Raw genomic sequence first — 22,524 nt, 5'->3', positions numbered from 1 at the left:
GGCAAAACACCGAAGTCACAGCGTCGAGTTCAAACGTCAGGTCGCGCAGGAATTCCTGGCTGAGCGGCCAAAGTTCGGGCGCCCGATGTTTGGCTGAAGCGTCTTTGAGCACTGCTAGTCTTTCGCCCGATCACGATGCTTTCGGCTCCGATTGTCCGGAAGGCGCGCCAGATAAGGGGTATCCGTCCGAGCGCGACCGCCTTTGCATATTGAGTAAAACTGTTCAGACCCTGTCCTTATTCCCATGCATAAGGACAGTTGCCAACATGGAGATTTTTGAAGGAGACAGCGGGTCTCGGGTGAGCCGTCTTGAGGTGATCAACACCGGACGGCGGCGTCGATTTACGGAAGATGAGAAGCTGCGGATTGTCGCAGAAAGCTTTGCCGGGAGAGGCCGTGCGTCGGCCACGGCCCGTCAGTACGGCATCAGTCGCTCCCTGTTGAACCGTTGGCGCAAATCGGTTCGCCAGGGTTTGCACGGCCAGAAACAAACCGATGGTTTTGTGCCGGCGTTCGTCATGCCGGAAACTTTTGTGCCGGTGAAGCAGGTCACTCCACCTGCTGCGATGGAGCAGCCGGTGGCGTCTCCTTCCGGCCGCATGGAGATTGTTGCGGCGAACGGCCGTCGTGTGGTCGTGGACGGCAGCGTCGACGTTGAGGCGCTGCTGCGGATCATGCGGGGGCTGGAGACGTTGCGGTGATCATGCTTCCTTCCGGTCAAAATGTGCGGGTGTGGATTGCAACGGGCCATACGGACATGCGGTGTGGGTTTCCATCGCTTGCGTTGCGGGTGCAGGAGGTGCTGAAACTGAACCCTTTGGACGGCAATCTTTTTGTGTTTCGCGGTCGCAGCGGATCGCTGCTAAAAGTGATCTGGAGTGACGGCCAGGGGAGCTGCCTTTTTACAAAAAGATTGGACCGTGGCCGGTTCGTCTGGCCTTCTGCCGAAGGCGGAGCGATAGCGATATCACCCGCGCAGCTCAGTTATCTTCTGTCCGGAATCGACTGGAGGCATCCTCAGGAAACCTGGCGGCCGACGAAGGTCGGCTAGCATTATTCTATTGAAAATACAGGGGAAATCTGATCGAATGGCTTCATGATCTCAAAGCCTGTCGATCTTCCTGTGGATGTTGTTGGCGCTTACCTGGCGCTGCGTGGCGAGCATGAAGCCTTGCAGGCTAAACACGCTATCGCAGTAGCGGAAGCCGCCAATGCGCAGGCGATGCTCTCTGACAACGAGGCGCTGATCGTTGCTCTGGAATTGAAGATCGAGAAGCTCAGGCGCGAGTTGCGGGGCCAGCGCTCTGAGCGCACGGCGCGCCTGCTCGACCAGTTGGAACTGCAGCTCGAGGAACTCGTGGCGGCGGCGACGGAGGATGAGGTCGCGGCACAAGCAGCAAGCGCCAGAACCTCGAGCGTACGTTCGTTCACGCGCAAACGGCCGGTGCGCAAACCATGGCCGGACGATATCGAGCGCGAACGTGTTGTCATCGAGCCGCCGACGACTTGCACCTGCTGTGGTGGTTCGCGCCTGTCGAAGCTGGGCGAGGACGTCACCGAGACGCTGGAAGAGATCCCACGCCGGTTCAAAGTGATCGAGACGGTGCGGGAAAAGTTCACCTGCCGCGACTGTGAGGCGATCAGTCAGACGCCCGCACCCTTCCATGCCACGCCGCGCGGCTTTATCGGGCCGAACCTGCTGGCGACGATCCTGTTCGACAAGTTCGGCATGCACAGCCCGCTCAACCGGCAGAGTGCCCGGTTCAAATGCGAGGGGATCGATCTTTCGACCTCGACGCTGGCCGACCAGGTCGGGTACGCAACAGCCGCTCTCATGCCTGTCTTCGATCTGATCGAGGCGCATGTCTTCGCGGCCGAGCGTCTTCACGGTGATGACACCACCATTCCCATTCAGGCCAGGGACAAATGCACGACCGGACGCATATGGACTTACGTATGCGATGACCGGCCATTCGGGGGAACGGCGCCGCCAGCCGCAATCTATTATGCGTCGAGTGACCGGCGCGGCGAACATCCGCAGAAACACCTGGCCGGATACGGCGGCATTCTGCAGAGCGATTGCTACAATGGCTTCGAGCCGATCGCTGTTGCCGCAACGAAAGCGGTCCCGATCACATTCGCCTTTTGTCACGCGCATGCGCGGCGGAAATTCTTTGAGCTGGCCGATATCCAGAAGAATGCGCGGGATCGCAAACGGAGGGGCAAGCCGATCTCGCCGATCGCATTGGAAGCCGTCAAGCGCTACGACGAATTGTTCGAGATCGAGCGCCAGATCAACGGATTGAGCGCCGAAGAACGACTGGCTGTGCGGCAGGAGAAGAGCAAGCCACTGTTCGATGACATGCACGAGTGGTTGACGAAGGAACGCGCCATGCTCAGCAGATCGTCCGAGGTCATCGAGCCGATCGATTACATGCTCAAGCGCTGGGAGGGCTTTGCTCTCTTCCTCAAAGACGGGAGAGTTTGTTTAACGAACAACGCAGCCGAGCGGGCGCTGAGAAGTGTCGCATTGGGAAGACGGAACTGGACCTTCGCCGGTTCTCAGCGCGGGGCCGATCGTGCCGCTGTCATGCTGACCGTCATCACCACCTGCCGCCTCAACGATATCGACCCGAAGGCATGGCTTGCAGACGTGCTGGCTCGCATCGCCGACCATCCTGTCACGCGCCTGTACGAACTGCTGCCCTGGGAGTGGAAACGTGCATCGGCGGCAACCGTCATGCTGGCGGCCTGACGATGGTGGCTTCCGTCGTCCGCCTGAAGGTCACCCTCGATCATGTCGAGCCGATAGTGATGCGGCGCGTTGTCGTGCCGTTCACCATCAGGCTCAGTCGGCTGCACGAGGTGTTGCAGGCGGCGATGGGCTGGACCAACAGCCACCTTTACGAATTCCGCATGCGTGACGTCGGCTTTGGTTTGCCTGACGAGGAATGGGGGGATGGTCCGATCGATGCCCGCAGGGTCTCGCTGCTGTCGGCAGTCCAGGACACCGGTGCGAAATCGTTCAAATACCTTTACGACTTTGGCGACGGCTGGGAACACAGCATCAAGATCGAGCGCACCTTTCCTGCGGTCGGCACGGAAGGACCGATGCTTCTCGAAGCAACGGGGCACTGCCCGCCCGAAGACGTTGGTGGTCCATGGGGTTATCAGGAGTTCTGCGAGGCGCTTGCAGACCCGGCGCACGAGCGACATGCCGAAACCCTCGAATGGTGCGGCAGCAGCGATTATGATTCCGCCGCCGCCAACTTCTCGCAGCTCAACAAAGCCGTCGATGACCTCGCTGCAAAATGGGCCCGAAAAGCGCGCCGCAAAACCTGAACGCCGGGCTGTGGCCGAAGGCCGAAAGTTGATTTTACCGTGTAAACAACCGGCGGAACAGTTCTTCCGAGCGCCGTAGACCTTCGTCCGTCAGCACCAGCGACTTCGACTTGTTCACCGGATCACAGATCAGTCCCCTCTCATGCAACCGGTCCGTCGTCGCCCAGTCAAATCCCTTCCAGGCGCAACGCTCGTTGTGGAGCGTCAGCCATAACAGTGCCAGCACCGCGTCATCGATTTTGTCCTCGTCGATCTCCATTCTGCTATCCTACCACGCGCGAGACCCCCAAGTCCCGCGGCCCACCTCGGATGGATACGATAAGGGCACTCGTCTCCATAGACCTCTTCGCTGTTTCGCCGGGGAAACGGGATCGGGCGAGCGGATCCTGCTCCTGCGCCGGTGATTGGCAACCTCGGCTCTGTCTAGAGCGGGATGATTTTAGATCCGTCATTGGAGTGCGCCCCTTGGGGTGGACAATGGTCAGGCTGCTGATTTGCCAGTCTGCCGGATGTGTTGATCCTCGAACTGTTGGTGAATGCCTGCGCACGGCAGCGCTCGATCAGCCATGCCCGATGCTCACCGGCGATCGCCCGCGGCTTGTGCCCGCCCATCTGGCCGGCGGCGGCGCTGCCCGTCTCACGCCAGCGCCGTTGATCGAAAGTCATTGTCGATGCCGCCTCGGTTGCGGTGGCCCGCCGCCACCGACGCGCCAAGACCGATCGGCTCGATGGCGAGGTACTGGTCCGCACCCTGATGGCCTGGAAGCGGGGAGAACCGCGCGTTTGTTCGATGGTCAGGGTGCCGACGCCGGAGGACGAGGATCGTCGCCGGATTGGCCGGGAGCGCAAGGCGCGGGTCGCCGAACGGGTTGTCCATGTCAACCGCATCAAGGGCCTCCTCGTCAGCCAGGGCATGCGGGACTACGAGCCGTTGCGCCGTGATCGGCGTGATCGCCGGGACGAACTTCGCACCGGCGATGGCCGTGCTCCCTGCATGAAGGCCCAGATCGGCCGGGAGCTCGACCGTCTCGAATTGCTGCTCGAACCGATCAAGGTGGTGGAGGCCGAGCGGGACGCGCTGTTGGCCGTACCGGCGGCGAATACCCGGCGCCGGTGACGGCGATGTTGCTGGACCTCAAAGGGATCGGTCCGGAGTTCGCGGCCGTTCTCCGTGCGGAAGGCCTGTTCCGGCATTCCGGCAACCGGAGACAGGTTGCCGCTTATGCGGGGCTGGCGCCGTCCCCATGGCGCAGCGGATCGATCGATCGCGAGGAAGGTGTCTCAAAGGCAGGCAATCCGCGGCTGCGAACAACGATGATCCAACTCGCTTGGTTGTGGTTGCGCCATCAGCCGGCATCGAATCTCCCCCGCTGGTTCCAGGAACGGGTCGCGCGCAATGACGGTCGCCTGCGGAAGTCGGCGATCGTCGCGCTTGCCCGCAAGCTGCTGGTCGCGCTGTGGAAATATGCGACCGCCGGCGTTGTCATTGAGGGGGCGGTCATGAAACCAGCGTGACGACACATCCCAATGCCGATTCCGCCTAAATCATCCCGCTCTAAGAGTTCAAGCCGTCTCCGCGAGCTCGATATACATCATGCCTTCCGTCCATAAGCATGGGCGGACGTTGCTCGATTCGAACTTTCAAGTCTGCCAAAGCGCCGGGAAGGATGAGACCCTTCGGAGTAGCATCATCTGCCGTGACAAAAACTGGGTCAAGCACCGGACGACAGCATTTGAAATGAACGGCAGCGTCCTCGATTTTTATCGAGGGGGAAAAATGAGGTTCGCTTCCATCACCTCGGATAAGAACGATCTTCCCACCAAGAGGCTGAGGGTAGGAGGCAAAAACAGTGAAGGCTGTTATCCCATCCCGCAGTCCTTCGTCATCTAAGAATAGTGCATGCGAGTCATCAAAGCGGATCATCTGCACCAGTCGGCAACCGAGCAGACTAAAGATTGGCGCAAGTCCGGTGCCGTCGGCAACCTCGACGGTGCGAAAGAGTGTCGTCTCCGGGTCTAAGAGGTATGCGACATTCTTCATGTCCCAGCCTTTCTCATTGTCATAAATGGCGTGACCCAACAAAAGGCATCCGTCACAGGATCAAACAGCGGCGTGAAGCGCACATCGGGTGGTGTTTCGCTATGCAGCATTTGCCAAGATTGGGAAAATCGATTTTCTGTATGGGGCCTATCCACACCATGGAATGTGGGACGGATTGCGTTCAAGCACATCAGTGTATTGCGCTTTTGGTTTTAATTCACGAGTGACTGCGTGTGCCGGTCCAGTCGGACAATGATTCCGAAACGAAGCGGGCCACCCATTTCGATTTCATTCCGGTGATTCCGACGCGAAGCCGGACAGTATTGGTGAGCCCTGGGTCGTTGCGATATGCGCAGTTGGTGTTGCGCAATGATTCGTCTGCTGACATCACTGAGCTCAACGCGGGAGGCATTGCGAAGCCAGGCTGCAACGCCATAGCCGAGCTTCTTGCCACGATGGCAGATGACAAGCACCGATTGACGGTAGACCGGATCATTGCAATCATCGCACGCGAAGGCGCTTCTGCTCGCACAGTGGATGGGAGCGAGCGGTCCGTCAAGCGCGCGGATGACTTGGCCGATCATGATCTCGGAGGCCGGCTTCGAGAGGCGAATACCCGCCATGTGGACCCTTCTTCGAACGCAGAGTACATTGCGAAGCTCCAGGAGGATCGTGTCGAGGAACTTCTTCGGAATTTTGTTGCGCATGGCGATTTCCGTCACGAACGTCGTTCCTGGCAGGAGGCGGACTTTTCCCGTCTGGGTGCCGATCAGACGCTCGATATCACCGCCGAAGCGGGGCTCACCCCGGCGGTCGCCATTTGATTGCTGACCGTAGGCCGCCGCGTCAAGAAGGTCGACGCCGGAGGCGCGAGCCGGGGCGTTGAACGCCCTCTCGCGGTACACCCGAAGTCTCTAATCGGGAATCAACTTGCGGCATGGTACGGTAGTCATCGAGATCCGCCTCCTTCAGCAAGTTCCAATAATCGACCAGACGCCAAGGGCTGTTTGTCACGATTCGGCCTCGGTCGTTGCGGAAAAAGGTGGACATACCCTCATGGCTCCAGATCATCTGCTGGTGCATTTGTTGGATTTTCCGGTTGTAATGTTGATATATATCTTGCCGGCATTCTACTTCGACAAGTCTCTTCTCGCCCATCTGGCGCAGAACACTTAGTACATAATCGATTTGGCTCTCGATCGTGAAGATGAAGCTGCCGCGATGGCCGAGCGCCGTATTGGGACCATAGAGCATGAAGAAATTTGGGAACCCCGCCACAACGGTGCCAAGATAAGCCTGACAGTCATCATCGTCCCAGACGTCGCGTACCGTCCGACCATTGCGTCCGATTACCTCAACCGGAAGTAGATATCGTGTCGTATCGTAGCCTGAGGCGACGATAATAAGGTCTGCCTCATGCGTTTCATCATCAATCGCATGGATCGACCTGCCCTCAACACGCGCAGCAGCTCCGTCTACCAGCGTAACATGCGGCTTTAGTAGGGTTCTGTACCAGCCGTTGTCCAGGAGCATCCGCTTGCCGAATGGAGGGTACGACGGGATGACCTTGGCGATAAGATCAGGGCGCCCCGCCAGCTGTCCCTCGATGTATTGTGTGTAAGCCTCGCGGTCGCGGTCGTTAACCGCATTCACGGAACGGTCCGGATGCGGCCAGGCCGGATCCTTCTGCAGGGCCTCATGCACTTCACTGTCGTAAATCCAACTCAGGCGGAGCCTGTACAGCCATTCATAGTGTGGCACCTCGCGGAACAAGAACTGCATCGGTTCCGGGACCGGTTTTTGAAATTTCGGGAAGGGCGCCACCCATTGACGTGAGCGTTGGAAGATTGTCAACGCACCCACCCGATCTGCGATGGCGGGAACAACCTGCATTGCCGAAGCGCCATTGCCAATCACGGCCACACGTTTACCGTCGAGCGCGACTTCTGGATCCCATTTCGAGGTGTGCACCACCGGGCCGTCGAAGTTGCGCAGGCCCGAAAGGTTGGGCCATTTCGGCGTGGTGAAGCCCCCCACGGCCGAGAGGACCACATTGGTCACGAGGGTTTCCTCCGTGCCGTTGGGCAGGCGTAACCGGGAGTGCCAAGTTAGGCTCTCTTCGTCATAGCGGGTGACCAGGCACTCCGTGCCGTAGCGGATGGAACTCTCGATCCCAAAGTCGCGGGCAACACGGTTGAAATAGTCGTCGATTTCCTTTTGCAACGGGAAGAACGTGCTCCAGTTGCCACTGGCAAAAGTGTACGAGTAGAGATGCCCCGGCGTGTCCACTCCACAGCCAGGATAGTGATGTGCGTGCCAGACCCCGCCGGTGCTGTCTTGCTTTTCGACCTGGATGTAGGAAATGCCCAATTGTCTTAACCGAATTGCCGCTGCGACACCGGACATGCCCGCCCCGATGATGAGTACACGAAATCCTTTCGGCAAGGACACGGGGTCCGGAATGGCGCCTGCATATCTCCGTAGCTTATGAAGCATCATGTCAGCGTATTCTGGCGGGATAGGCTCGGCCTCCGACACAGTCAGCATGCGGATCAACTCTTCTTCCGACAGGTCCTGCTTGGTGACTGGTGCGCCGCTGTGCCAACAGATGATGGCGTCCAGTGCTGCATTACGAATCTCCGTCTGTAATTCGGCCGCGAGGCCCCCTGAATCGTTGTCGCCCCAGACACTCTTTACGGGAAGAAACGGTGGGGTGAGCCAGTATTCTTTTCCCGTGAACTGATACAGAAGGAGTAATAGGGTTGGAACATTGGCCGAAGGGAGTGCCTCGGCGATGCGGTGGCGGAACAGGGCGAGGTCCGAAGAGTGAGCCATGATTTAAGTTCCTCCTGTTGCATATATCCACTCCCCCGCCAGACGCTAAGTTTACTGCCTCGGCTTCGGCGTGGTTGCGGCAATCGGCATTAGGGAAGATCCGACAAGCAAGCTGCCGAATGTCTGATCCAAATCGCGCTTGATAAAGCGAGTCGAAGGTCGCCACGGCGGGGAGGTTCTCGGGCGCCGTCGTGCCGCCGGCCCCGGCTCGACTGCGAAATATGCCCCTGTGCTGCCTCGGCTCGACCAGGCGCGCGCAGCCGGTTACGTCTGCATCTGAAACGATCCACCCCTTGATGATCGGAAGGCGGGCTCGGCAGAAACCATTGGCTAACATGTCGAAATCTCTGCGCGATAAGGTGGGTCCGTGACGTGTCCTGCAAATGCCTAGAAGCAATATGCGTGCCAAAAGCAAGAACTCTTCTTAATGCAACGAAATGACTCAAGCAGCGGTCTCGCGTGTCCAACATTGTCGTACATCGGACGAGCCTCAACCTGACATTAATTGTAACACTGTATGTCTGTCTTCGTGGCCGAGTGGCTCGTCCTACACTGCACTTCCGAGGTTGCTCGGATGAGCCGACCCAATCCTAATCATAGGAGGACGAGCCGTGGCAGATTATCGGCTACGCCGCATCAGCGTCTGGTTGCCGATGCTTGGACGTCAGATGTAGCCCGCTCCCGTCCGCAGGAAATCTACGCCGGGCTAGATCCTGTCCTGCTATTTGCGCGATGTCCGCACCGTGCAGGAGCGGCTCGCTGCGCTTGCCGACACTCCGCCGGCCATGCGCTCTGACGGGGTAGCTCAGCCGATCGACCTTTTCCTGGCGAGCTTGCGGACGGCCTGGAAGGACGGAGCTACCCGGCCGACGGATCGTCCGATTGTAAAAGCCAAAAGAGGACGGCGGCGTCCTGACCCTCTCGTCAAGGCGACCGCCGACTTGCGAAGTTGGTTCGAAGCCGAACCATGGCGAACCGGCAGCGAATTTCTGTCACGCCTGCAGGCCGAGTATCCCGGCGATTACCCCGACAAGCTGCTTCGAACACTTCAGCGCCGGCTGAAGGTCTGGCGCAGCGAACAGGCGGACGCGTTGCTGTTTGGCACCTTGAACAAGGAGCTGCCGGCCCAGCAGATCGCAAGGCCACACTGAGGCGACGCCGTGGCGCTCGCGAAGGAGGCCAGGCGCTGCGAAACCCCTACCATCTTCGCGCCCGGCCTCCTTCGCCCCAACGCGGGAACAAAATGAATGAGGCAACGTGCGAATCTCGGGAAGCATCGTTACGTGCGGCAATACGGATGTACCAGATTGTCGCTCCACCGCGGCTGCATGTCGGTTACAACTGGGCCAGCGGCCAGGGCGCGGGGCGGGAAGCTGCTACGCCTCAATTCCGACCGGGCGAGATCTTCGGCCGATCGGGCCTGCGCGCCCCGCGATCTGCGGCCGGTGCTCCACCAAGGCGCAGAGGTCATCGTGGAGCACCGGCTGGAACTCGCTGCGCCTGTTGCATCCCGAGGGCGCCGCCATCGACCTCTTTTCCGCACTTGGCTCAGGCGGAGCAGGAAGGCGAAGTCAGCGTGCGCATCGACGAAGGCGAGGCGCCGCTGAGCCGCTGGTCCCAGAGTCTCTTGACATCACTCCTGGTCACTTTCTGTTTTGTTTAATTCACCTTCTGCAACACGTGAATGGCTGAGCCGGCGTCGTCTGAGAGCACATCTATTGGCACAAAACCCGCTCGGTGTGCACATTTTTTGAAAAACGACTCAGAGAAACAAAAAGAGTTCTTCAGATGCAGTCGCTCGCCACTTAATAGGATGATATCCTTGCCGCCAATGCAAAAGTCCAGGTTCTTTTTGACCACCGCTGTATGTATGACTTGCATGAATTGGTCTCCGCCTATAACATCCGGCTCATACTCAAATGCCTCTGGATCGAAATTGCCGTCGACCGGCAGCTCTGCCTTCATTCTATAGAACACATTTAGCTGAAATTCAGGATGCGCTTCATAGTAGGACTTCGCGACATCCCTCCTCAAATCTGAGCCAATTGAAATCGCAACCCAGCACCTCTTCGCACTATTCGATATCTTCTTCAGCGTCTCGACGACCGCTTCCATGGGGTGCGTATCATTTGTTGGGACAGCAAGATTTCCAAATGTCCGGCCAAACATGACAATAAATGCCGCTTCATCGTCGCAAAAATAGCGTCGTCCAGAGAATATATCGCCGCGTATGAACTCGATTTTCAACCCTAAAGCGGATGACAATTGTGCTATGTCCCCGAGGAATTCTCTTGACCGGTCGACGAGCGTGCAACGTGAGGTTTCGCCTCGCAGACCTATAACAAGCGGAAGCGTTTTCTGTTGGAAGGCTCGCACTGTTCCAGGCCCATACTCCAGAACCGAAATTCCTTTACGACATCGTTCGTCCTGGTGATGCCATTGAACATAATCTCTGACTCTCCCGTGAAGTTTTTGGGCTAACTTGAGTTCAGCATCCACCATATTGGTTGTGCCAGTGACGAGCGCACTACTGATCCTCTGGGCTTCAGCCTTAGCCCATAACAACGCGCCACTCATTGGATTGCCATTCCGGTCGACTCCAGTGTGGTGAGCGTATTGTTCAGCACCTAAGTCAGGCGCATACTTTTGCCGAAACAGCTGCAAACTTGTTTCAAGAAAGCTCAAGCTTATCGCCTCTCGATTCTTTAACGGCTCGTCGGATCCCCAGTTGACGCACTTACCGCCGCAAACGAAGATGGTGCGCGTAGTCCATGAGTCTGTTCATGGGGTGTTCACTGAACCCATAGGAGAGGCTACAGGGTTGGAAGGAGTAATCCTTGACGTGGATCAAAGACAAACCCGAATCTGGGAGGGGCTTGAACAAATGACGCTGGAAGGGGCGCCCTGTCGATCACTACACGATCTTTCGCTGGGCTAGAAATACGCGCCGGAGATCGAAAAGCGGCTGGGTTGGCACCGGCGTCGGCTGCAGTCGACAAGTTGGCGCGTGTGAAAGTCCGTGGTCAATGGACATACCTTTACCGCGCCGTCGATAAAATTGGCAGCACGATCGACTTTTTATCTGTCCCCGGCGAGCCGTCGATCTGAATGAGTTCGCCGAAGCAATCGCGCCGGCCGCGCGGCTGGAAAACCCGCTTCTTGCGTTCGCGTCGCAACGCCCAGATGCCGGCTTCCATAATCCACTGACGCAGCGTCTCCTTGCTGACGGCAAGCCGGTGGCGTTCGATCAGCTTCTCGGCCGCCAGCGTCGGTCCGAAATCCAGGTAATGCTCACGCACCAGGTCGAGCACCAGGTTGCGGAATTCCTCGCTGTGGGGCTATATTTCCGGAAGGCCGCCAGCCAAGTAATGAAATGCAACGCGCTTGTTCAGCCGAGCCGCGCAATCTTCATGGAGCGAGTTTATCCGATACCATTTAGCGTTGATTGTAGACGCAAAGTTGCTAATCTCGCGTTCAAATGGAAGGGGCTTTTATGAAAACTATGGTTGCAATGCTTCTTGCAGCGGTTGGCGTTGCAGTCAGTGCCAGCAGCACTTTGGCGGTTAATTTCTGCCAGTCCAACAAAGACCGGAATTGCTTTACCGGCAGTTTCGGACTTGTCGACATTCCCGGTGACGCAAGCCATAAGCTGCTCAAGGCAGATTTCGGATATGTCGATTTGAACGGAGTGGGTTGGCAGACCAACAAGGAGACGAAGACTGACGGCGCTTCGATTCCGCCGCTATTGCAACCGTTTGTCGGTTCCCCATGGGAAGACGGCTATATTCGTGCAGCCGTCATCCATGACTGGTACTGCGACAGACACGTTCGAACTTGGAAAGAGACGCATCGCGTCTTCTATGACACCATGCTGGCCAGCGGCTTGGAGAAACCGAAAGCGAAATTGCTGTTCTACGCCGTCTATGCCTTTGGTCCACGCTGGGGCTATCTCGTTCCCGGAGAGAAGTGTGCGGCTGGGAAGAACTGCATCCAGATGACAGGAAAGGACGCCGCGTTCGTGCAGTTGCCTGGGGAATTGGCCGATCAGTCGAGCGCAGGCGAATTGAAGGCGATCAAGGCGACCATCGATCTCAAGGAGCGTTCTGGTGATGCGTTAACGCTTGATGAACTTATGGCGATCGCCGACGAAGCTCACCCCAAGCAAACACTTCGTGATCAGCGGCCTGCCGGTGGTGATGAGATCACCAAGTAACGGTGCAAGTCGTCGATGGAGGACGCGAGGAAGAGGGACCGTCTTTCAAGACCGACAGCACTATACGATCTTGAGAAGCAGATTCATCGCTTCAACCGGCGGCCAAGTTAGGCTTCGTCAACTAGCGGAAAGTCTCAGTTGGCTGCTGAAGTTCGCAGCGCACGAGTCTTTGCTATTTCCGATCTACGACAGGCTTTGCGAATAATCGCGCAGGGCTCCGACCTTGCAGTAATGTGGCAAGGAAGGAGGGACGGCGTGAAACCAGGGTGTAGAGCGAAGGCTCGTCGGTCCGGGTCCACGGCGCAAGCCACACCTGGCAGTTCGCACCCGCGGCGCCGGCGAGGGTACTGAGAATTTCTCGGACCAGAGAGGTATCAAGTTTGGTGGTGCGGGCGATGCCTGCTTCTGTGCGCAAGTCGAAAGCGGGATCGAGAAGAGCCGCGAGGACGGCGCGCACAAAGTCCGGCCGTAAGTCGGCCGCCGGGAGAGGCCAGCCTTCGATCTGGTCGCGCATCACCAGCTCCTGCAGGAGTGTCAGGCGGATATAGTCGACGATCCTATTCCTGCCGACGAGCAGCAGGAAGTTCAGCCCGAGCTTCATGCGAGCGCTCGTCGTCTCGGTGCTGACAAGACGCCGCGCGACGGCGACCAGTCGCGCCTCGATGCGTTTGACCAGCAATGCGAAGGCGTTTTCGTCTATTCGCGCCCAGCGAGGATAGGGCACCTCCGGCAGGGCATCGCCGACGAGGGGAATGATCGGTACATAGTCATGCATGCTGCCGTCCGAAAGGGTCTTGCTGATCACCGCGTTTCGCCGTTCGGCTGCGCCCTCCGGCCAGTGTAGCGTCTGATGGTTCTTGTCGATGGTGAGATGGCGCATCAAGAAATATTGGCAGTTACGGCGGCCGAGCTGGTAGTCGTGGTCGCGGAACGCCTCCAGGACGAAACCGCCGAAGCCGCCGAGCAAACCGCTTGCGATCGAGAAGGTCTCCTCCCGCTCCTCGCCGCCGGGCGTACTAGGCGGCACGCGGTGTGGCGAGATCATGAACCGGCTGTGGGTGCCTTCGGCGGCGACGGCGAGCAACTGATCAGGCTTGAAGCGTACCTGCTGGCGGAGCGCCGTCACCACGCGCCTGGCAATGCTGAGCACCCCGAGCGGCGGTTCGCCATCGCCGAGAAAAGGTGGCCCCTCGGGAAAGGGCGCGATCATGATAACGGCTCGATCGGCCTTTTCGGCGTTCCGTTCATTGGGCCGGGGCGGGTCCTTCATCAGGGTGAAGCGGACAAATTCGAACGGGTCGTTGTTGATGAGGCCACCATCGACAGAGACGAACGAAAAGGGATAGTCTTGCGACGCCGAGACATGCCACGCGTCCGGCCACGTGGGTATTGGTCTGAGCTCTGATTGATCCTCGGAAATCGGAAACTTCGCCTTTGCATATTGCGAGGTGGCCGTCGCTATCACGCGCGGTGAAAGGCCAATCGGGAAGGCGCCGGAGGCGAGGGCGGCATTGGCGAAGGCAAGCCATTCCGGCGGGCGCGTCGACGCGCCCGCCGCGCCGAACAGTGACGTGGCCGCGATCGACGTGCCCGAATCTGTGTCGGCGAAGGGGCTGGGGGTCGGCTTCCACGTGCCGATGCCCTCGACCACGTAGTGCACGCGGTCGGCGTGCGTCATCATGTTGTATTGGCCGCCGTTGAAGTGAATCGCGTAAGGCACGCCGCGCAAGTTCGACAGCATCATGTAGAGATGGAGCGAACTGGCGACATAGGCGCGTGGGCTGAGGGTACCCGTCGCCTCCAACGCCTCAGCCCCAATCGCGGTCAACACGTTGGCGTTGAGAACCGAGATGACCGGCCGCCCGCCCGCCAGGTCTTCGAGCGACAGCAGGTCGGGTGAGCCGTCGGGGGAAACCAGCGTCGGGCTGGTCACCCAGGACCGGTAAAGACGTCCGAGAGTGAAGCGGATGTTCTGGCTGCCGGGGGCGGGACTTGGGAAGGTCGCGGGAGCCTCGCGGCCGCCGGCGGCGATCACGCCAATGGCGGCGGTGATCGCGCCAGCAGAGGCCCCGGAGAGCGCCTTCAGGCGAACGTCGTACTCCGGCAAGTCGGGAGCACCTTCCGCCTTCGCCTTTTCCCATGCGTCGAGTGCCTGGATCAGAAAGTCGAAGACGCCGGCCGAATAGGCTCCCGCCGAAATCGCACCCGACATCGCAATGCCGATTTCGAACGTAGGTTTAGAGCCGTCGGTCATCACTGTTCCCTCAGTTGAGCGGCGCCGCATTGATCCCTGCGGGCGCCATGACGTTCGTGCGCGGCTGCCGCCGGCTGCTTACAATGTCTTCAGGTATGCAATGAGCGCCGCCTTCTCATCCGGCTTCAACGCCGGGCCTATGACGCCCGGGCCGGGGGTGTCGCTGAATTCGTGACCGGCATTGCTGTTGCCCGGCTTTGCGGTGTCGAACTTGAAGCCACCCTTCAATTCGTCCGTTAGATAGCCAAGCTTGTCCGGGTCGTATTCGCGATTGCCGAGCCAGAACGTCTTCGGCCGTTCGCCGGCCGGGGAAAGCAGGGCATCGATGGTCGGCACCGAGCCGTTGTGCAGGAAGGGCGGCGTCGCCCAGATGCCGTCGAGCGGCCGTGCCTTGTAGGCAAGCGGCGCCTGGATGCCGTTCTGGCGATTGCCATTCATGATCTCCCGTTGCTCGGCCGGCACCGGCGGGGTCTGGTTGTCGTACCAGCGAGCGGCTGTCTTTGCGACGAGCGCGCCGAGCGCGCTGCCGAACGAGTCGGTGTCGATGCCGAGCTCGGAGGGAAGCTTGACCTTGCGCTCCGCCATGCTTTGGGCCTGGGCCGGATCCGTGCCGATATTCTCGACGTTGATGATGGGCACGCGGAGATAGCGCTCGCCGGCCGAATTCTCGTTCGTCCAGTGCTTCTGCTCCCAAAAGCCCTCACTGCCGACCGGTGGCAGGTGGCAGCCCTGGCACCGGTCGGCGTAAACTGCGGCGCCCTCGGTTGCGAGTTTGGTATCGATCGAACCGAACAGGTTGGAAGGCCAACGCGGGGGACGCAGGCCGGTGAAGCCGTTCTCTGCCGTCGGTTGCTTGCCGGCCAACTGCTGCTCGATCTCGAAAATCGTGTCGACCTTCACCGTCGAGGCAAAGAGTGGCTGCTCCGACTTGGTGAGATTGATGAAGGCGCGGACCCCCAACGCTTCGCCCGCATTGCGCACCATCGGCTGCATGATCGAGGCATTGTATTGGACCCAATCGAACCAGGACGTGTCCCAGATATGTGGGAAAGCGACTGGCGCGGATTGAGCGACGTAGTTCTCCGGCCGCTCAAGGTCGAGCGAGAAGACCTGGTTGCCGATCCGGTTGAGTGCATCCAACCGGCCGAACCCCTCTTCGATACTTTTTTCGGCCACCTTCTTGTCGAGATCGACTTCGATCCTGCCACCCGCAAGCACCTTGTCGAGCTGTTTCTTGAGCACGGCCCTGGCTTTCTCATCCGCCTGCGGCCCGAGCACTGCCGTGGCGAAGCGGTCGAAACGGAAAGGCGCATAGCGGGTGAAGAACAAGGCCAATCCTGAAGCCTTGCGGAATTTTCCAAGATCGGTGAGTGCCGGGCCGCCATCGACCATCACGGCAGTACCCTTGTAAGTGAAGCGACCGGTGTGGCATGCCGCACAGGTGAGCCCGACGGTGGTGAGCGGCTTGCCGGTCGCCGGATTGACCCACGGTTGGGCGGTTTTGGGATCGACAAGATCGCCGCCATGGGCAAAGCCGACCGGAAGGCCGGATGAATCCGCCGTAATGAAGCCGAAGCGGTCGAGATAATCGCTGGACAGGAAGGGCGGCCCGGCTGTCAGCGTGAAGGTGGGCTGCTCCAACGCCGCCAGCCATTCGTAGGGCATCGAGAAGGTCACCGTGCCCTGGTCGGCATGGTGCATCCAACCGCGTTGTGATTGTGACCAGTTCTGCTCGAGCCAGGTGACCTTGTCCACCTTCGGATAGTCAGGAAGATCGACGCTAAACATCCGGACCACATAATAGAGGCCGGCTGCGACCAGCACGGTGAACCCGAGCAGGATAGGCCAAAATCGCGACTTGCGTTTCATGCGTCTTTACCCCCAAAGCTTGAAAGCGCCCCTTCCAGTGCGGCGTGGTCCTCTAATTATTCTGGGGCGGCGGCACTGCCGCCCGCGCCGCTCGCGCGCCCGGATAGACGATTGCGCGTGCGTGACCGAGCGATGCGTAATCATCTGGACTGGTCGCCAAAGGAATGCGAATGCATTCCGGGCTCCGGTTTGGATTCATCTCCAGCCTGCTCACGGCCGCCTGGTCGTCGATGACCTCGTTAAGGCGAATTTCGAACATGTCCACCCAGGGGAACCAGTATTCGTTCCACGGCTGGGACGGGTCGAACAGCTCGTGATTGCCGACCGGCGGCGGCGGCGTGTCACGCAGCTGCGCCTGCAGGATGTAGCGCACGTCACTGTGCCTGACGCGGTGAATGAAATCCTTGCGCAGGAAGTCGGGAGCCCGATCGTCGTCAGCCTCAGCGTCCATGGATGGATGGCCGTTAGCCTTGAATTCGGGGCGCGGCAGACCGCGATCGGGGCCGCGGTCGGCGTTGATCAGCCGGAAGCGGACGTAGCGGCTGACGCCAGTTTTGTCGATGAATTCGAAACAGACCCAGGTGTGATACCGCGAATCCGTGAACGAGCCGCGGATCCGATACGCCTCGCGTAGTTGATCATCGAGCATCAATCCGGACTCGACCAGCTTTATTCGTTCTGCGTCCGGCGTGTGGACGAAAGTCGAGAAGTCGCGGATGCTGCGCACGAAGAGCTGCCGGCCGGCATTCATCAGAACGTCATAGAATCCGTCGCCATCGGTGCTGGCACCTGGCTCGAAAAATTTTATCGAGGCGGCAACCCCATCGCGTGCGCGGTCGTCGGCGCGACCGCCCGGCGAGGAATGGCGCAGGATGATCGGGAAGATACGGCCAGGCACGAACATGTCGGTTTCAGGGAAACCGGCCGGCGTGATGCAGCGCGCCTCGCCTTTTGCCACGACCCCGTAGGTGTGCGTCGCACGCCCCTGCTGAAGATTGGCGGCGTCGCCTGCAGCTTGGCAAGCACGGCCTTGAAGTCGTCATTTATGCCGGCGGTCAGTTCCTCGGGTGAAAGGCGCATGTTGAAGCTCCAGTGTTCGTTGCCGGTCGGCTCGCGGCGAACGACCTGGTTGGTCTCGTGCCGGAGGCCGGAGCTGCTGAGATAGACCCGCCGGCGGACCTCGTTGATCTCGCCAAGCGGCCGGTGTTCAAGCAAGGCGTGCCACGGCGTGAAGGAGAGGTTGTCCCCGAAGGCGAGCTGCGCCGCCGAGGTGAAGGTCTGCGGTGGTATGGTGATGCGGGCGACCGCCTCGACCGGTGTCGCCCATTCGACGGTCGGGTTGTCGATGGTGGTTGCACTTGTGTCGTCGTTGAGCTGGACGCGGAAGTCGAAGACCGCCGGTCGCGCCGCCCGGGTGAGGTGATCGGTCATCGCTTCGCGGAGATAGCCGGGGCCGCGGGCCTCGGAGGGAATGGACGAGACAAGGTTGTCCTTTGAGGGAACCACGGAATAGCGACAGGCATGCGCATTGCCCAATCCGTAAGCATAGGGCACCTGGCTCCAGTAGCGTGCAGCAAGCGGGCTGTCCTGCACCTGCTGGCGGAAGCCGAGAAGCACGGGCAGGTCTTCGGGCCGGTTTTCCTTCAACCATGCGATGAAGGCGAGCGGCGGTTCACCGCGAGGCGCCGACCGCGCGAATTCGGCCATGAACCGGACATAGTCGCTGGTGTTTCTGATGAAGAACACCGGCTTGTCCGCCAGCACGAAATCATGGGTGGCGGCGTCCTCCTCGCCTTCCAGTATCTTTCGGCCAGCCACCCCGGTCAGCTTGATCGCCATGCCGTGAATATCAGGCTTGGTGTCGTCGATCTGAGCGCCGTTGGAAAAGCGGATATAGGCCGTGTAGACCTTCGGCTCGGCGAAAAGCCCGACCCTAAGGCGCTCGGGAAGGTCCGCAAGCACCTCGAAGGTCGCAAAAACGCAGCCATGCTGTTTAAAGTGCTGGCCACGCAGGCCGGGGCCGGTGCCCCGCATCAGCAGCCGCTGCAACTCATCGATTTCAGCGATCCCGGCATTGACGTCGGACGAGGCAGTTTCGGTCATTGCGCCAGTGCTCCAAGCTATCAGTGGGGTGAACGCGAGCCCGCGCTAGCGGGTCTTCAGATATTCGATGAGGTCCTTGAGGGCATCGGCATATTGCGGGCCACTCCAGTCGAGTCGACGGAGCTTGCCATCGACCACGAGATTGCGGTCGTGGCCCGTGCCAGCATGGCCGTCCTTTCGCCTGTCGTAGATGGTCAGCGTCGGCGACGTGTCGGCAACGAGGCCGGTAACGGCCGGATCCAAGACATATCCGACTTTCGCAGTGTCGTATTGGATGGCGCCGCGCAGGAATTGCTCCGGGCGGCTCGCCGGCACCAGGAGATGGTACAGCGTCGGAATGGAACCATTGTGCAGGTAGGGCGCGCGCGCCCACACCCCGTCAAGCACCTCGGCGACATAGCCCTGGACCGCCGGCGTCGTGCGGGCGGTGATCACGTCCTCGCCCGCCATCCGGCAGGGACGGACTTCCTCCCCCGTCGGGCTGCGATAGAGGAAATCCTGATCGTGGCAGCTTGCCTGAAAGCCGGCGGCGAAAAGGTGAAACGCCGCGTCATTGAGGACGGCCGCGCGGTTCATGTCCGTGCCTATATCGCGGAACTGGTAGATTGTGTCGTTGTGCGGCTTGTGGCAGACGGCGCAATTGTCTTTGAATAGCGCTTCGCCGCGCACGGCGCTCGCCATGTCGACATCGAACGGGTAGGCGGCCGGTGGCAGGCCGTCGAGGAAATTGGCGACAACGCCGGTATTGACGAGATCGATCTTGGAAGGGTCGCCGACGATCGGAAGCTGAGCGGCGATGTTGCGCCAGAACGCCATCTTCACGCTGCCGTCCCACTGGGCGAGCGAACGCTCCTGTTGGTTCCACACGCTCGGAATGTCGGTGATGGTCGCAAATGGTGGGATTTCTGGATGCGAACTATTCTTGAATGCCGTGGCATCGAAGTTCCGGTTGAGGCCCCCCGCCGCGTTCGGCTGACATTCGCCGGGGGGCATTGCCTTGGCCACCAACAACTGGAAAATGAGATCGCCGCTGCCATCCTGCTGTCCGGTGCTGAAGCCGGAAAAGCCAGGTCCGTTCCAGTTGCCGTAGCTGGTCTGTTTTTGAAGCTCGATCCCGGCTTCGCGCTGAACGGTACCGCAAGCGAACGTCGCCAAAATGCCGGGAAGATTCTTTTTTAAAGCGGCTCGTTGAGCGACTTCGACATTCGGCGTGAAATTCAGGAATCCAGGTTTGCCGAAATAAGCCGGAGGATAGAAATACCCGTTCGGTTTGGCATCGATGATGGCTGCGATGCGCTCGGCCGACGCTTGGATCTTTTCAGGGGTGGAGAAGTAGGCTGTCACCGTTCGCGAGTAGGCATCCCGCCACTTGCGCACGTCCATCTTCGTGTTCGGCGCACCCTCGACGACCGCCGGTCCATCCGGCGTCTGTACCTGTCCAATGTGGCCCGCAGGCAAGCGTCACGACATCGAGCCCGGGCTTGGCGAAATCAATCTCTCCTAACGGATTGCCGCCAGCATCCAGGGGGCGGCCCGCGGTCGAAGCGATGCCGAGCCCGAGCGGCAGCGGCCGCGATTTGTCATCCGGATCAGGAAAGAAGCCGAAACGCCCGAAATTCTCATCGTTTCGCCCCCAAATTTCGGGTGCGAGATCGGGTAACACGCGCTGGAGCAAATACGGTGCGCCAGTAAAGCCATTGCCCGCATTCGCGAACCACGACGAGCCGACCGGATTTTGCTCTCGGTAGGCGGTCCGTTCGGCATCACACCCAGCGCGAATCTCTGTCCAACTGATTGTCATATTCGCACTCAGGTCATCTCGCGCCGAACAGGCGGGGTTTGCTGCAGCCAGCCCGTGGCTCCCGAGGATCCAGAGCGACGCACCGTACGCCACCGCAAAAAAGTGCAAAGCAAAAGGGAGACGTTCCCGACAGTGAGACGGCATTCTAACCTCGGTCTTTGCTTGCAAGGAGCAGATGAATTGGGCAGACTTTAAGAAAGGCTGTCAGGTAATGGCGCGCCCAGATGGAAATCCCCGCCGCCGTTTTACACGCATAAGTATTAGCATGGGCTGGGAGGATTGCAAGCCTCAAAGGAGAGGTCTTTTGCGTGTTCTTTAGCTTGACGCTGCTGCTTTCCTTTAGGTTACCAATGAATTAAGTACCGGACAATTTCTCCACGAGCAGGGCAACAATATTCAAGGATAGATTTGTCCAGGTGTCGGCCAAAGGATGTTATTATAATACTAATTCGACTTAAACGCGATCTCCGGGTCATCTGATAGATCGGAATATAATCATGGCGCGCTGGCGCCGAGTTCACCAGCAAGACGCAGAGCGCCAGCCACGTCAAGCCGCTCCAATCCAGACGATATCGTCCCGCGGCCCCCTCATATGATGAGTTGAAGGTCAAGAGGGTGGGGGCACCATTTTGCAAGCCTTTCTGTCGTCGACGGTATCCAGCTGCGCCCATTCCCAGTACTGGCAGGCCATGCCTCACCTGTACCACCTCATATCCGGTCGCCGCTCAAGACGGCTGCACCATAATCCCGCATTCGGGGGTGGGCTCAGGAGAACGGAACCATTCTTTTAGGCGGCGATAGAAGCCATGGGGGGCTTCGGTCCGTTCGCCTGGATCCGTCAGAGCTGTTCAGGCTCCGAGGGATTGGCTTGGTCAAAAGGTGGGTGGTCAGGCCTTGCCCATGACGGCTCCTTCGATCACGACACCGCTGGTCGCATACTTCCACAAGGCCACGAGCAGTTTGCGCGCCAGCGCGACGATCGCAACCTTCTTGCCACGCCCGCCGCTGTGGCTGATCCGTTCATAGAACCAGCGCGTCAGGGCCGAGCCCGGCTGGTGGCGCAGCCAGAGCCAGGCCAGTTGGATCATCATCGTCCGCAGCCTCGGATTGCCTGCCTTCGAGACACCTTGCTCGCGATCGATCGAGCCGCTTCGCCACGGCGAAGGCGCGAGACCTGCATAGGCTGCAATCTGGCGCCGGTTGTCGAACTGGCGGAACAATCCCTCACTTGCCAGGATATTTGCGAACTCTGCGCCAATGCCCTTGATCGCCTTGAGCATTGCCTGGGGCGCGGTACCATCCACCTTGGCACACTGGGCATCGCGCTCGGTCTCGACAGCTTTGATCTGCTCGTTCACCAATTCGAATCGATCGAGCTCACGACTGAGCTGCGCCTTGAGATGGGCAGGCAATTGCCGGCCATCCCCCGTCCGTAGTTCATCCAAGCGTTCACGCCGGTCGCGACGCGTAGGCTCATAACCTCGGACGCCAACGCTGAAGAGCAGTCCTTTGATCCGGTTGACGTGTCTTTTGCGCTCCTCGATCAGCGCTTTGCGCTCTCGCCCGATCCTGCGACGATCTTCATCGTCAACCGCCGGGACTCGGACCATCGAACAAACCCGCGGTTCGCTCCGCATCCACGCCATCAGCGTGCGAACCAACGTCTCTCCGTCAATGCGGTCGGTCTTCGCCCGGCGGTGCCGGCGCGACACCGCATCGAGGCCGCATCCACGACATGGCTCGTGATCCAGTCTTCCGCCTCGAGCGCGCGGTGGATCCAGAAACCATCGAGCCCCGCTTCTTGGATGACAATCAGGGGATAGAGCCTGCCCTCGCGCGCCTCTGCCTTCTCGCGCAAGAGGTTCAAGCATGCCAGCAAAGCAGGCAAGTCACCGCCGGGTACCGAATGACGCGACATCTTCTCGCTGCCAGGCGATAGCGGCGTCACTAGCCAGATCGACTTCGACAGTTCCAATGAAACGAAAACTGCGTCAAGATCAACCCGGATAGCGGCAGGTGGCGAAGCTGGTTCTGCTGTCATGGCAAGTCCCTTCAGAGTGGTTGGT

General features: G+C 59.6%; 17 protein-coding genes and 6 pseudogenes. 9 read left to right on the top strand and 14 right to left on the bottom strand.

Features of this window, described 5'->3' with window-relative positions; all coding sequences use genetic code 11:
* Nucleotides 1-266: 266 nt before the first annotated feature.
* The 4 genes from tnpA to NGR_RS31670 are packed head-to-tail and all read left to right on the top strand — an operon-like array spanning nt 267 to nt 3,342.
* On the top strand, nt 267-701 hold the full coding sequence (tnpA, locus tag NGR_RS31685) for an IS66-like element accessory protein TnpA (RefSeq protein ID WP_010875350.1): 435 nt from the start codon (nt 267-269) through the stop codon (nt 699-701).
* 2 nt (nt 702-703) lie between these two features.
* Nucleotides 704-1,051 carry an IS66 family insertion sequence element accessory protein TnpB gene (tnpB, locus tag NGR_RS31680; RefSeq protein WP_010875349.1) on the top strand — a complete coding sequence of 116 codons (348 nt, stop codon included), beginning with the start codon at nt 704-706 and terminating at the stop codon, nt 1,049-1,051.
* A gap of 45 nt (nt 1,052-1,096) precedes the next feature.
* On the top strand, nt 1,097-2,755 hold the full coding sequence (locus NGR_RS31675) for an IS66-like element ISRsp1 family transposase (protein WP_010875348.1): 1,659 nt from the start codon (nt 1,097-1,099) through the stop codon (nt 2,753-2,755).
* 2 nt (nt 2,756-2,757) lie between these two features.
* A complete protein-coding gene (locus tag NGR_RS31670; RefSeq protein ID WP_010875347.1) occupies nt 2,758-3,342 on the top strand; it encodes a plasmid pRiA4b ORF-3 family protein in 585 nt (194 codons plus the stop codon).
* 34 nt (nt 3,343-3,376) lie between these two features.
* Here NGR_RS31670 and NGR_RS31665 read toward each other — a convergent pair whose 3' ends face one another.
* Nucleotides 3,377-3,601 carry a DUF6429 family protein gene (locus NGR_RS31665; RefSeq protein WP_010875346.1) on the bottom strand — a complete coding sequence of 75 codons (225 nt, stop codon included), beginning with the start codon at nt 3,599-3,601 and terminating at the stop codon, nt 3,377-3,379.
* A 272-nt stretch (nt 3,602-3,873) separates the two neighbouring features.
* Nucleotides 3,874-3,993, bottom strand: a pseudogene (locus NGR_RS31660) (IS630 family transposase); the annotation flags it as partial.
* Nucleotides 3,994-4,006: 13 nt separating this feature from the next.
* On the opposite strand from NGR_RS31660, the pseudogene NGR_RS31655 reads away from it, so the two are divergent.
* Nucleotides 4,007-4,857, top strand: a pseudogene (locus NGR_RS31655) (IS110 family transposase); the annotation flags it as partial.
* Between the two features lie 40 nt (nt 4,858-4,897).
* Here NGR_RS31655 and NGR_RS31650 read toward each other — a convergent pair.
* From NGR_RS31650 to NGR_RS31640, 3 genes are all read right to left on the bottom strand, one after another.
* Complete coding sequence (locus NGR_RS31650; RefSeq protein WP_234818824.1) at nt 4,898-5,422, bottom strand: DUF3846 domain-containing protein; 525 nt, start codon at nt 5,420-5,422, stop codon at nt 4,898-4,900.
* A gap of 173 nt (nt 5,423-5,595) precedes the next feature.
* Nucleotides 5,596-6,090 carry an Rrf2 family transcriptional regulator gene (locus NGR_RS31645; protein ID WP_240545286.1) on the bottom strand — a complete coding sequence of 165 codons (495 nt, stop codon included), beginning with the start codon at nt 6,088-6,090 and terminating at the stop codon, nt 5,596-5,598.
* A 139-nt stretch (nt 6,091-6,229) separates the two neighbouring features.
* Entirely contained in the window at nt 6,230-8,218 is a 1,989-nt protein-coding gene (locus NGR_RS31640; RefSeq protein ID WP_010875343.1) for a flavin-containing monooxygenase, read from the bottom strand.
* Between the two features lie 625 nt (nt 8,219-8,843).
* On the opposite strand from NGR_RS31640, the pseudogene NGR_RS31635 reads away from it, so the two are divergent.
* Nucleotides 8,844-9,369 (top strand): annotated as a pseudogene (locus tag NGR_RS31635) (ISNCY family transposase); the annotation flags it as partial.
* Nucleotides 9,370-9,877: 508 nt separating this feature from the next.
* On the opposite strand, the gene NGR_RS31630 reads toward NGR_RS31635, so the two are convergent.
* Nucleotides 9,878-10,903: an L-histidine N(alpha)-methyltransferase gene (locus NGR_RS31630; protein ID WP_240545245.1), complete on the bottom strand. Its 1,026-nt coding sequence runs from the start codon at nt 10,901-10,903 to the stop codon at nt 9,878-9,880.
* A 209-nt stretch (nt 10,904-11,112) separates the two neighbouring features.
* Here NGR_RS31630 and NGR_RS31625 point away from each other — a divergent pair.
* Nucleotides 11,113-11,296: pseudogene (locus tag NGR_RS31625) on the top strand (DDE-type integrase/transposase/recombinase); the annotation flags it as partial.
* Between the two features lie 14 nt (nt 11,297-11,310).
* On the opposite strand, the pseudogene NGR_RS31620 reads toward NGR_RS31625, so the two are convergent.
* Nucleotides 11,311-11,553, bottom strand: a pseudogene (locus NGR_RS31620) (ISNCY family transposase); the annotation flags it as partial.
* A 158-nt stretch (nt 11,554-11,711) separates the two neighbouring features.
* On the opposite strand from NGR_RS31620, the gene NGR_RS31615 reads away from it, so the two are divergent.
* Entirely contained in the window at nt 11,712-12,431 is a 720-nt protein-coding gene (locus NGR_RS31615; RefSeq protein WP_010875341.1) for a DUF1353 domain-containing protein, read from the top strand.
* A 172-nt stretch (nt 12,432-12,603) separates the two neighbouring features.
* Here the strand turns inward: NGR_RS31615 and NGR_RS31610 are convergent, their stop codons facing one another.
* The 5 genes from NGR_RS31610 to NGR_RS33485 all read right to left on the bottom strand — a co-directional run bounded on the left by NGR_RS31610 (nt 12,604) and on the right by NGR_RS33485 (nt 19,524).
* Nucleotides 12,604-14,685, bottom strand: coding sequence for a patatin-like phospholipase family protein (locus tag NGR_RS31610; RefSeq protein ID WP_240545244.1), 2,082 nt, complete (start codon nt 14,683-14,685; stop codon nt 12,604-12,606).
* Nucleotides 14,686-14,763: 78 nt separating this feature from the next.
* Nucleotides 14,764-16,554: a di-heme-cytochrome C peroxidase gene (locus NGR_RS31605; RefSeq protein ID WP_010875339.1), complete on the bottom strand. Its 1,791-nt coding sequence runs from the start codon at nt 16,552-16,554 to the stop codon at nt 14,764-14,766.
* A gap of 52 nt (nt 16,555-16,606) precedes the next feature.
* Complete coding sequence (locus NGR_RS31600) at nt 16,607-17,305, bottom strand: hypothetical protein (protein WP_010875338.1); 699 nt, start codon at nt 17,303-17,305, stop codon at nt 16,607-16,609.
* Between the two features lie 53 nt (nt 17,306-17,358).
* Nucleotides 17,359-18,657 carry a catalase gene (locus tag NGR_RS31595; protein WP_010875337.1) on the bottom strand — a complete coding sequence of 433 codons (1,299 nt, stop codon included), beginning with the start codon at nt 18,655-18,657 and terminating at the stop codon, nt 17,359-17,361.
* Nucleotides 18,658-18,702: 45 nt separating this feature from the next.
* Complete coding sequence (locus NGR_RS33485; protein ID WP_240545243.1) at nt 18,703-19,524, bottom strand: c-type cytochrome; 822 nt, start codon at nt 19,522-19,524, stop codon at nt 18,703-18,705.
* Nucleotides 19,525-19,566: 42 nt separating this feature from the next.
* Here NGR_RS33485 and NGR_RS33480 point away from each other — a divergent pair, with 42 nt between their 5' ends.
* Nucleotides 19,567-19,836: a hypothetical protein gene (locus tag NGR_RS33480; RefSeq protein WP_240545242.1), complete on the top strand. Its 270-nt coding sequence runs from the start codon at nt 19,567-19,569 to the stop codon at nt 19,834-19,836.
* A gap of 139 nt (nt 19,837-19,975) precedes the next feature.
* Here NGR_RS33480 and NGR_RS31585 read toward each other — a convergent pair whose 3' ends face one another.
* Together NGR_RS31585 and NGR_RS31580 are read right to left on the bottom strand one after the other, a co-directional pair.
* The gene (locus NGR_RS31585; RefSeq protein WP_240545241.1) at nt 19,976-20,458 is read right to left on the bottom strand and encodes a hypothetical protein; all 483 of its coding nucleotides are present in this window, start codon (nt 20,456-20,458) and stop codon (nt 19,976-19,978) included.
* A gap of 887 nt (nt 20,459-21,345) precedes the next feature.
* Nucleotides 21,346-22,499, bottom strand: a pseudogene (locus tag NGR_RS31580) (IS110 family transposase).
* Between the last annotated feature and the right edge of the window lie 25 nt (nt 22,500-22,524).

Origin of the sequence: Sinorhizobium fredii NGR234 (assembly GCF_000018545.1) — a bacterium.
Lineage (GTDB): Bacteria > Pseudomonadota > Alphaproteobacteria > Rhizobiales > Rhizobiaceae > Sinorhizobium > Sinorhizobium fredii_A.
This window is presented reverse-complemented; position numbering and strand designations above follow the sequence as displayed.

Excerpts from the sequence above, each read along its gene's own strand:
- tnpA (WP_010875350.1), top strand. The coding sequence starts at position 267 with ATGGAGATTTTTGAAGGAGACAGCGGGTCTCGGGTGAGCCGTCTTGAG.
- tnpB (WP_010875349.1), top strand. The coding sequence starts at position 704 with ATGCTTCCTTCCGGTCAAAATGTGCGGGTGTGGATTGCAACGGGCCAT.
- NGR_RS31675 (WP_010875348.1), top strand. The coding sequence starts at position 1,097 with ATGATCTCAAAGCCTGTCGATCTTCCTGTGGATGTTGTTGGCGCTTAC.
- NGR_RS31670 (WP_010875347.1), top strand. The coding sequence starts at position 2,758 with ATGGTGGCTTCCGTCGTCCGCCTGAAGGTCACCCTCGATCATGTCGAG.
- NGR_RS31665 (WP_010875346.1), bottom strand. The coding sequence starts at position 3,601 with ATGGAGATCGACGAGGACAAAATCGATGACGCGGTGCTGGCACTGTTA.
- NGR_RS31645 (WP_240545286.1), bottom strand. The coding sequence starts at position 6,090 with ATGCGCAACAAAATTCCGAAGAAGTTCCTCGACACGATCCTCCTGGAG.
- NGR_RS31640 (WP_010875343.1), bottom strand. The coding sequence starts at position 8,218 with ATGGCTCACTCTTCGGACCTCGCCCTGTTCCGCCACCGCATCGCCGAG.
- NGR_RS31615 (WP_010875341.1), top strand. The coding sequence starts at position 11,712 with ATGAAAACTATGGTTGCAATGCTTCTTGCAGCGGTTGGCGTTGCAGTC.
- NGR_RS31610 (WP_240545244.1), bottom strand. The coding sequence starts at position 14,685 with ATGACCGACGGCTCTAAACCTACGTTCGAAATCGGCATTGCGATGTCG.
- NGR_RS31605 (WP_010875339.1), bottom strand. The coding sequence starts at position 16,554 with ATGAAACGCAAGTCGCGATTTTGGCCTATCCTGCTCGGGTTCACCGTG.
- NGR_RS31600 (WP_010875338.1), bottom strand. The coding sequence starts at position 17,305 with ATGAATGCCGGCCGGCAGCTCTTCGTGCGCAGCATCCGCGACTTCTCG.
- NGR_RS31595 (WP_010875337.1), bottom strand. The coding sequence starts at position 18,657 with ATGACCGAAACTGCCTCGTCCGACGTCAATGCCGGGATCGCTGAAATC.
- NGR_RS33480 (WP_240545242.1), top strand. The coding sequence starts at position 19,567 with ATGCGAACTATTCTTGAATGCCGTGGCATCGAAGTTCCGGTTGAGGCC.
- NGR_RS31585 (WP_240545241.1), bottom strand. The coding sequence starts at position 20,458 with ATGACAATCAGTTGGACAGAGATTCGCGCTGGGTGTGATGCCGAACGG.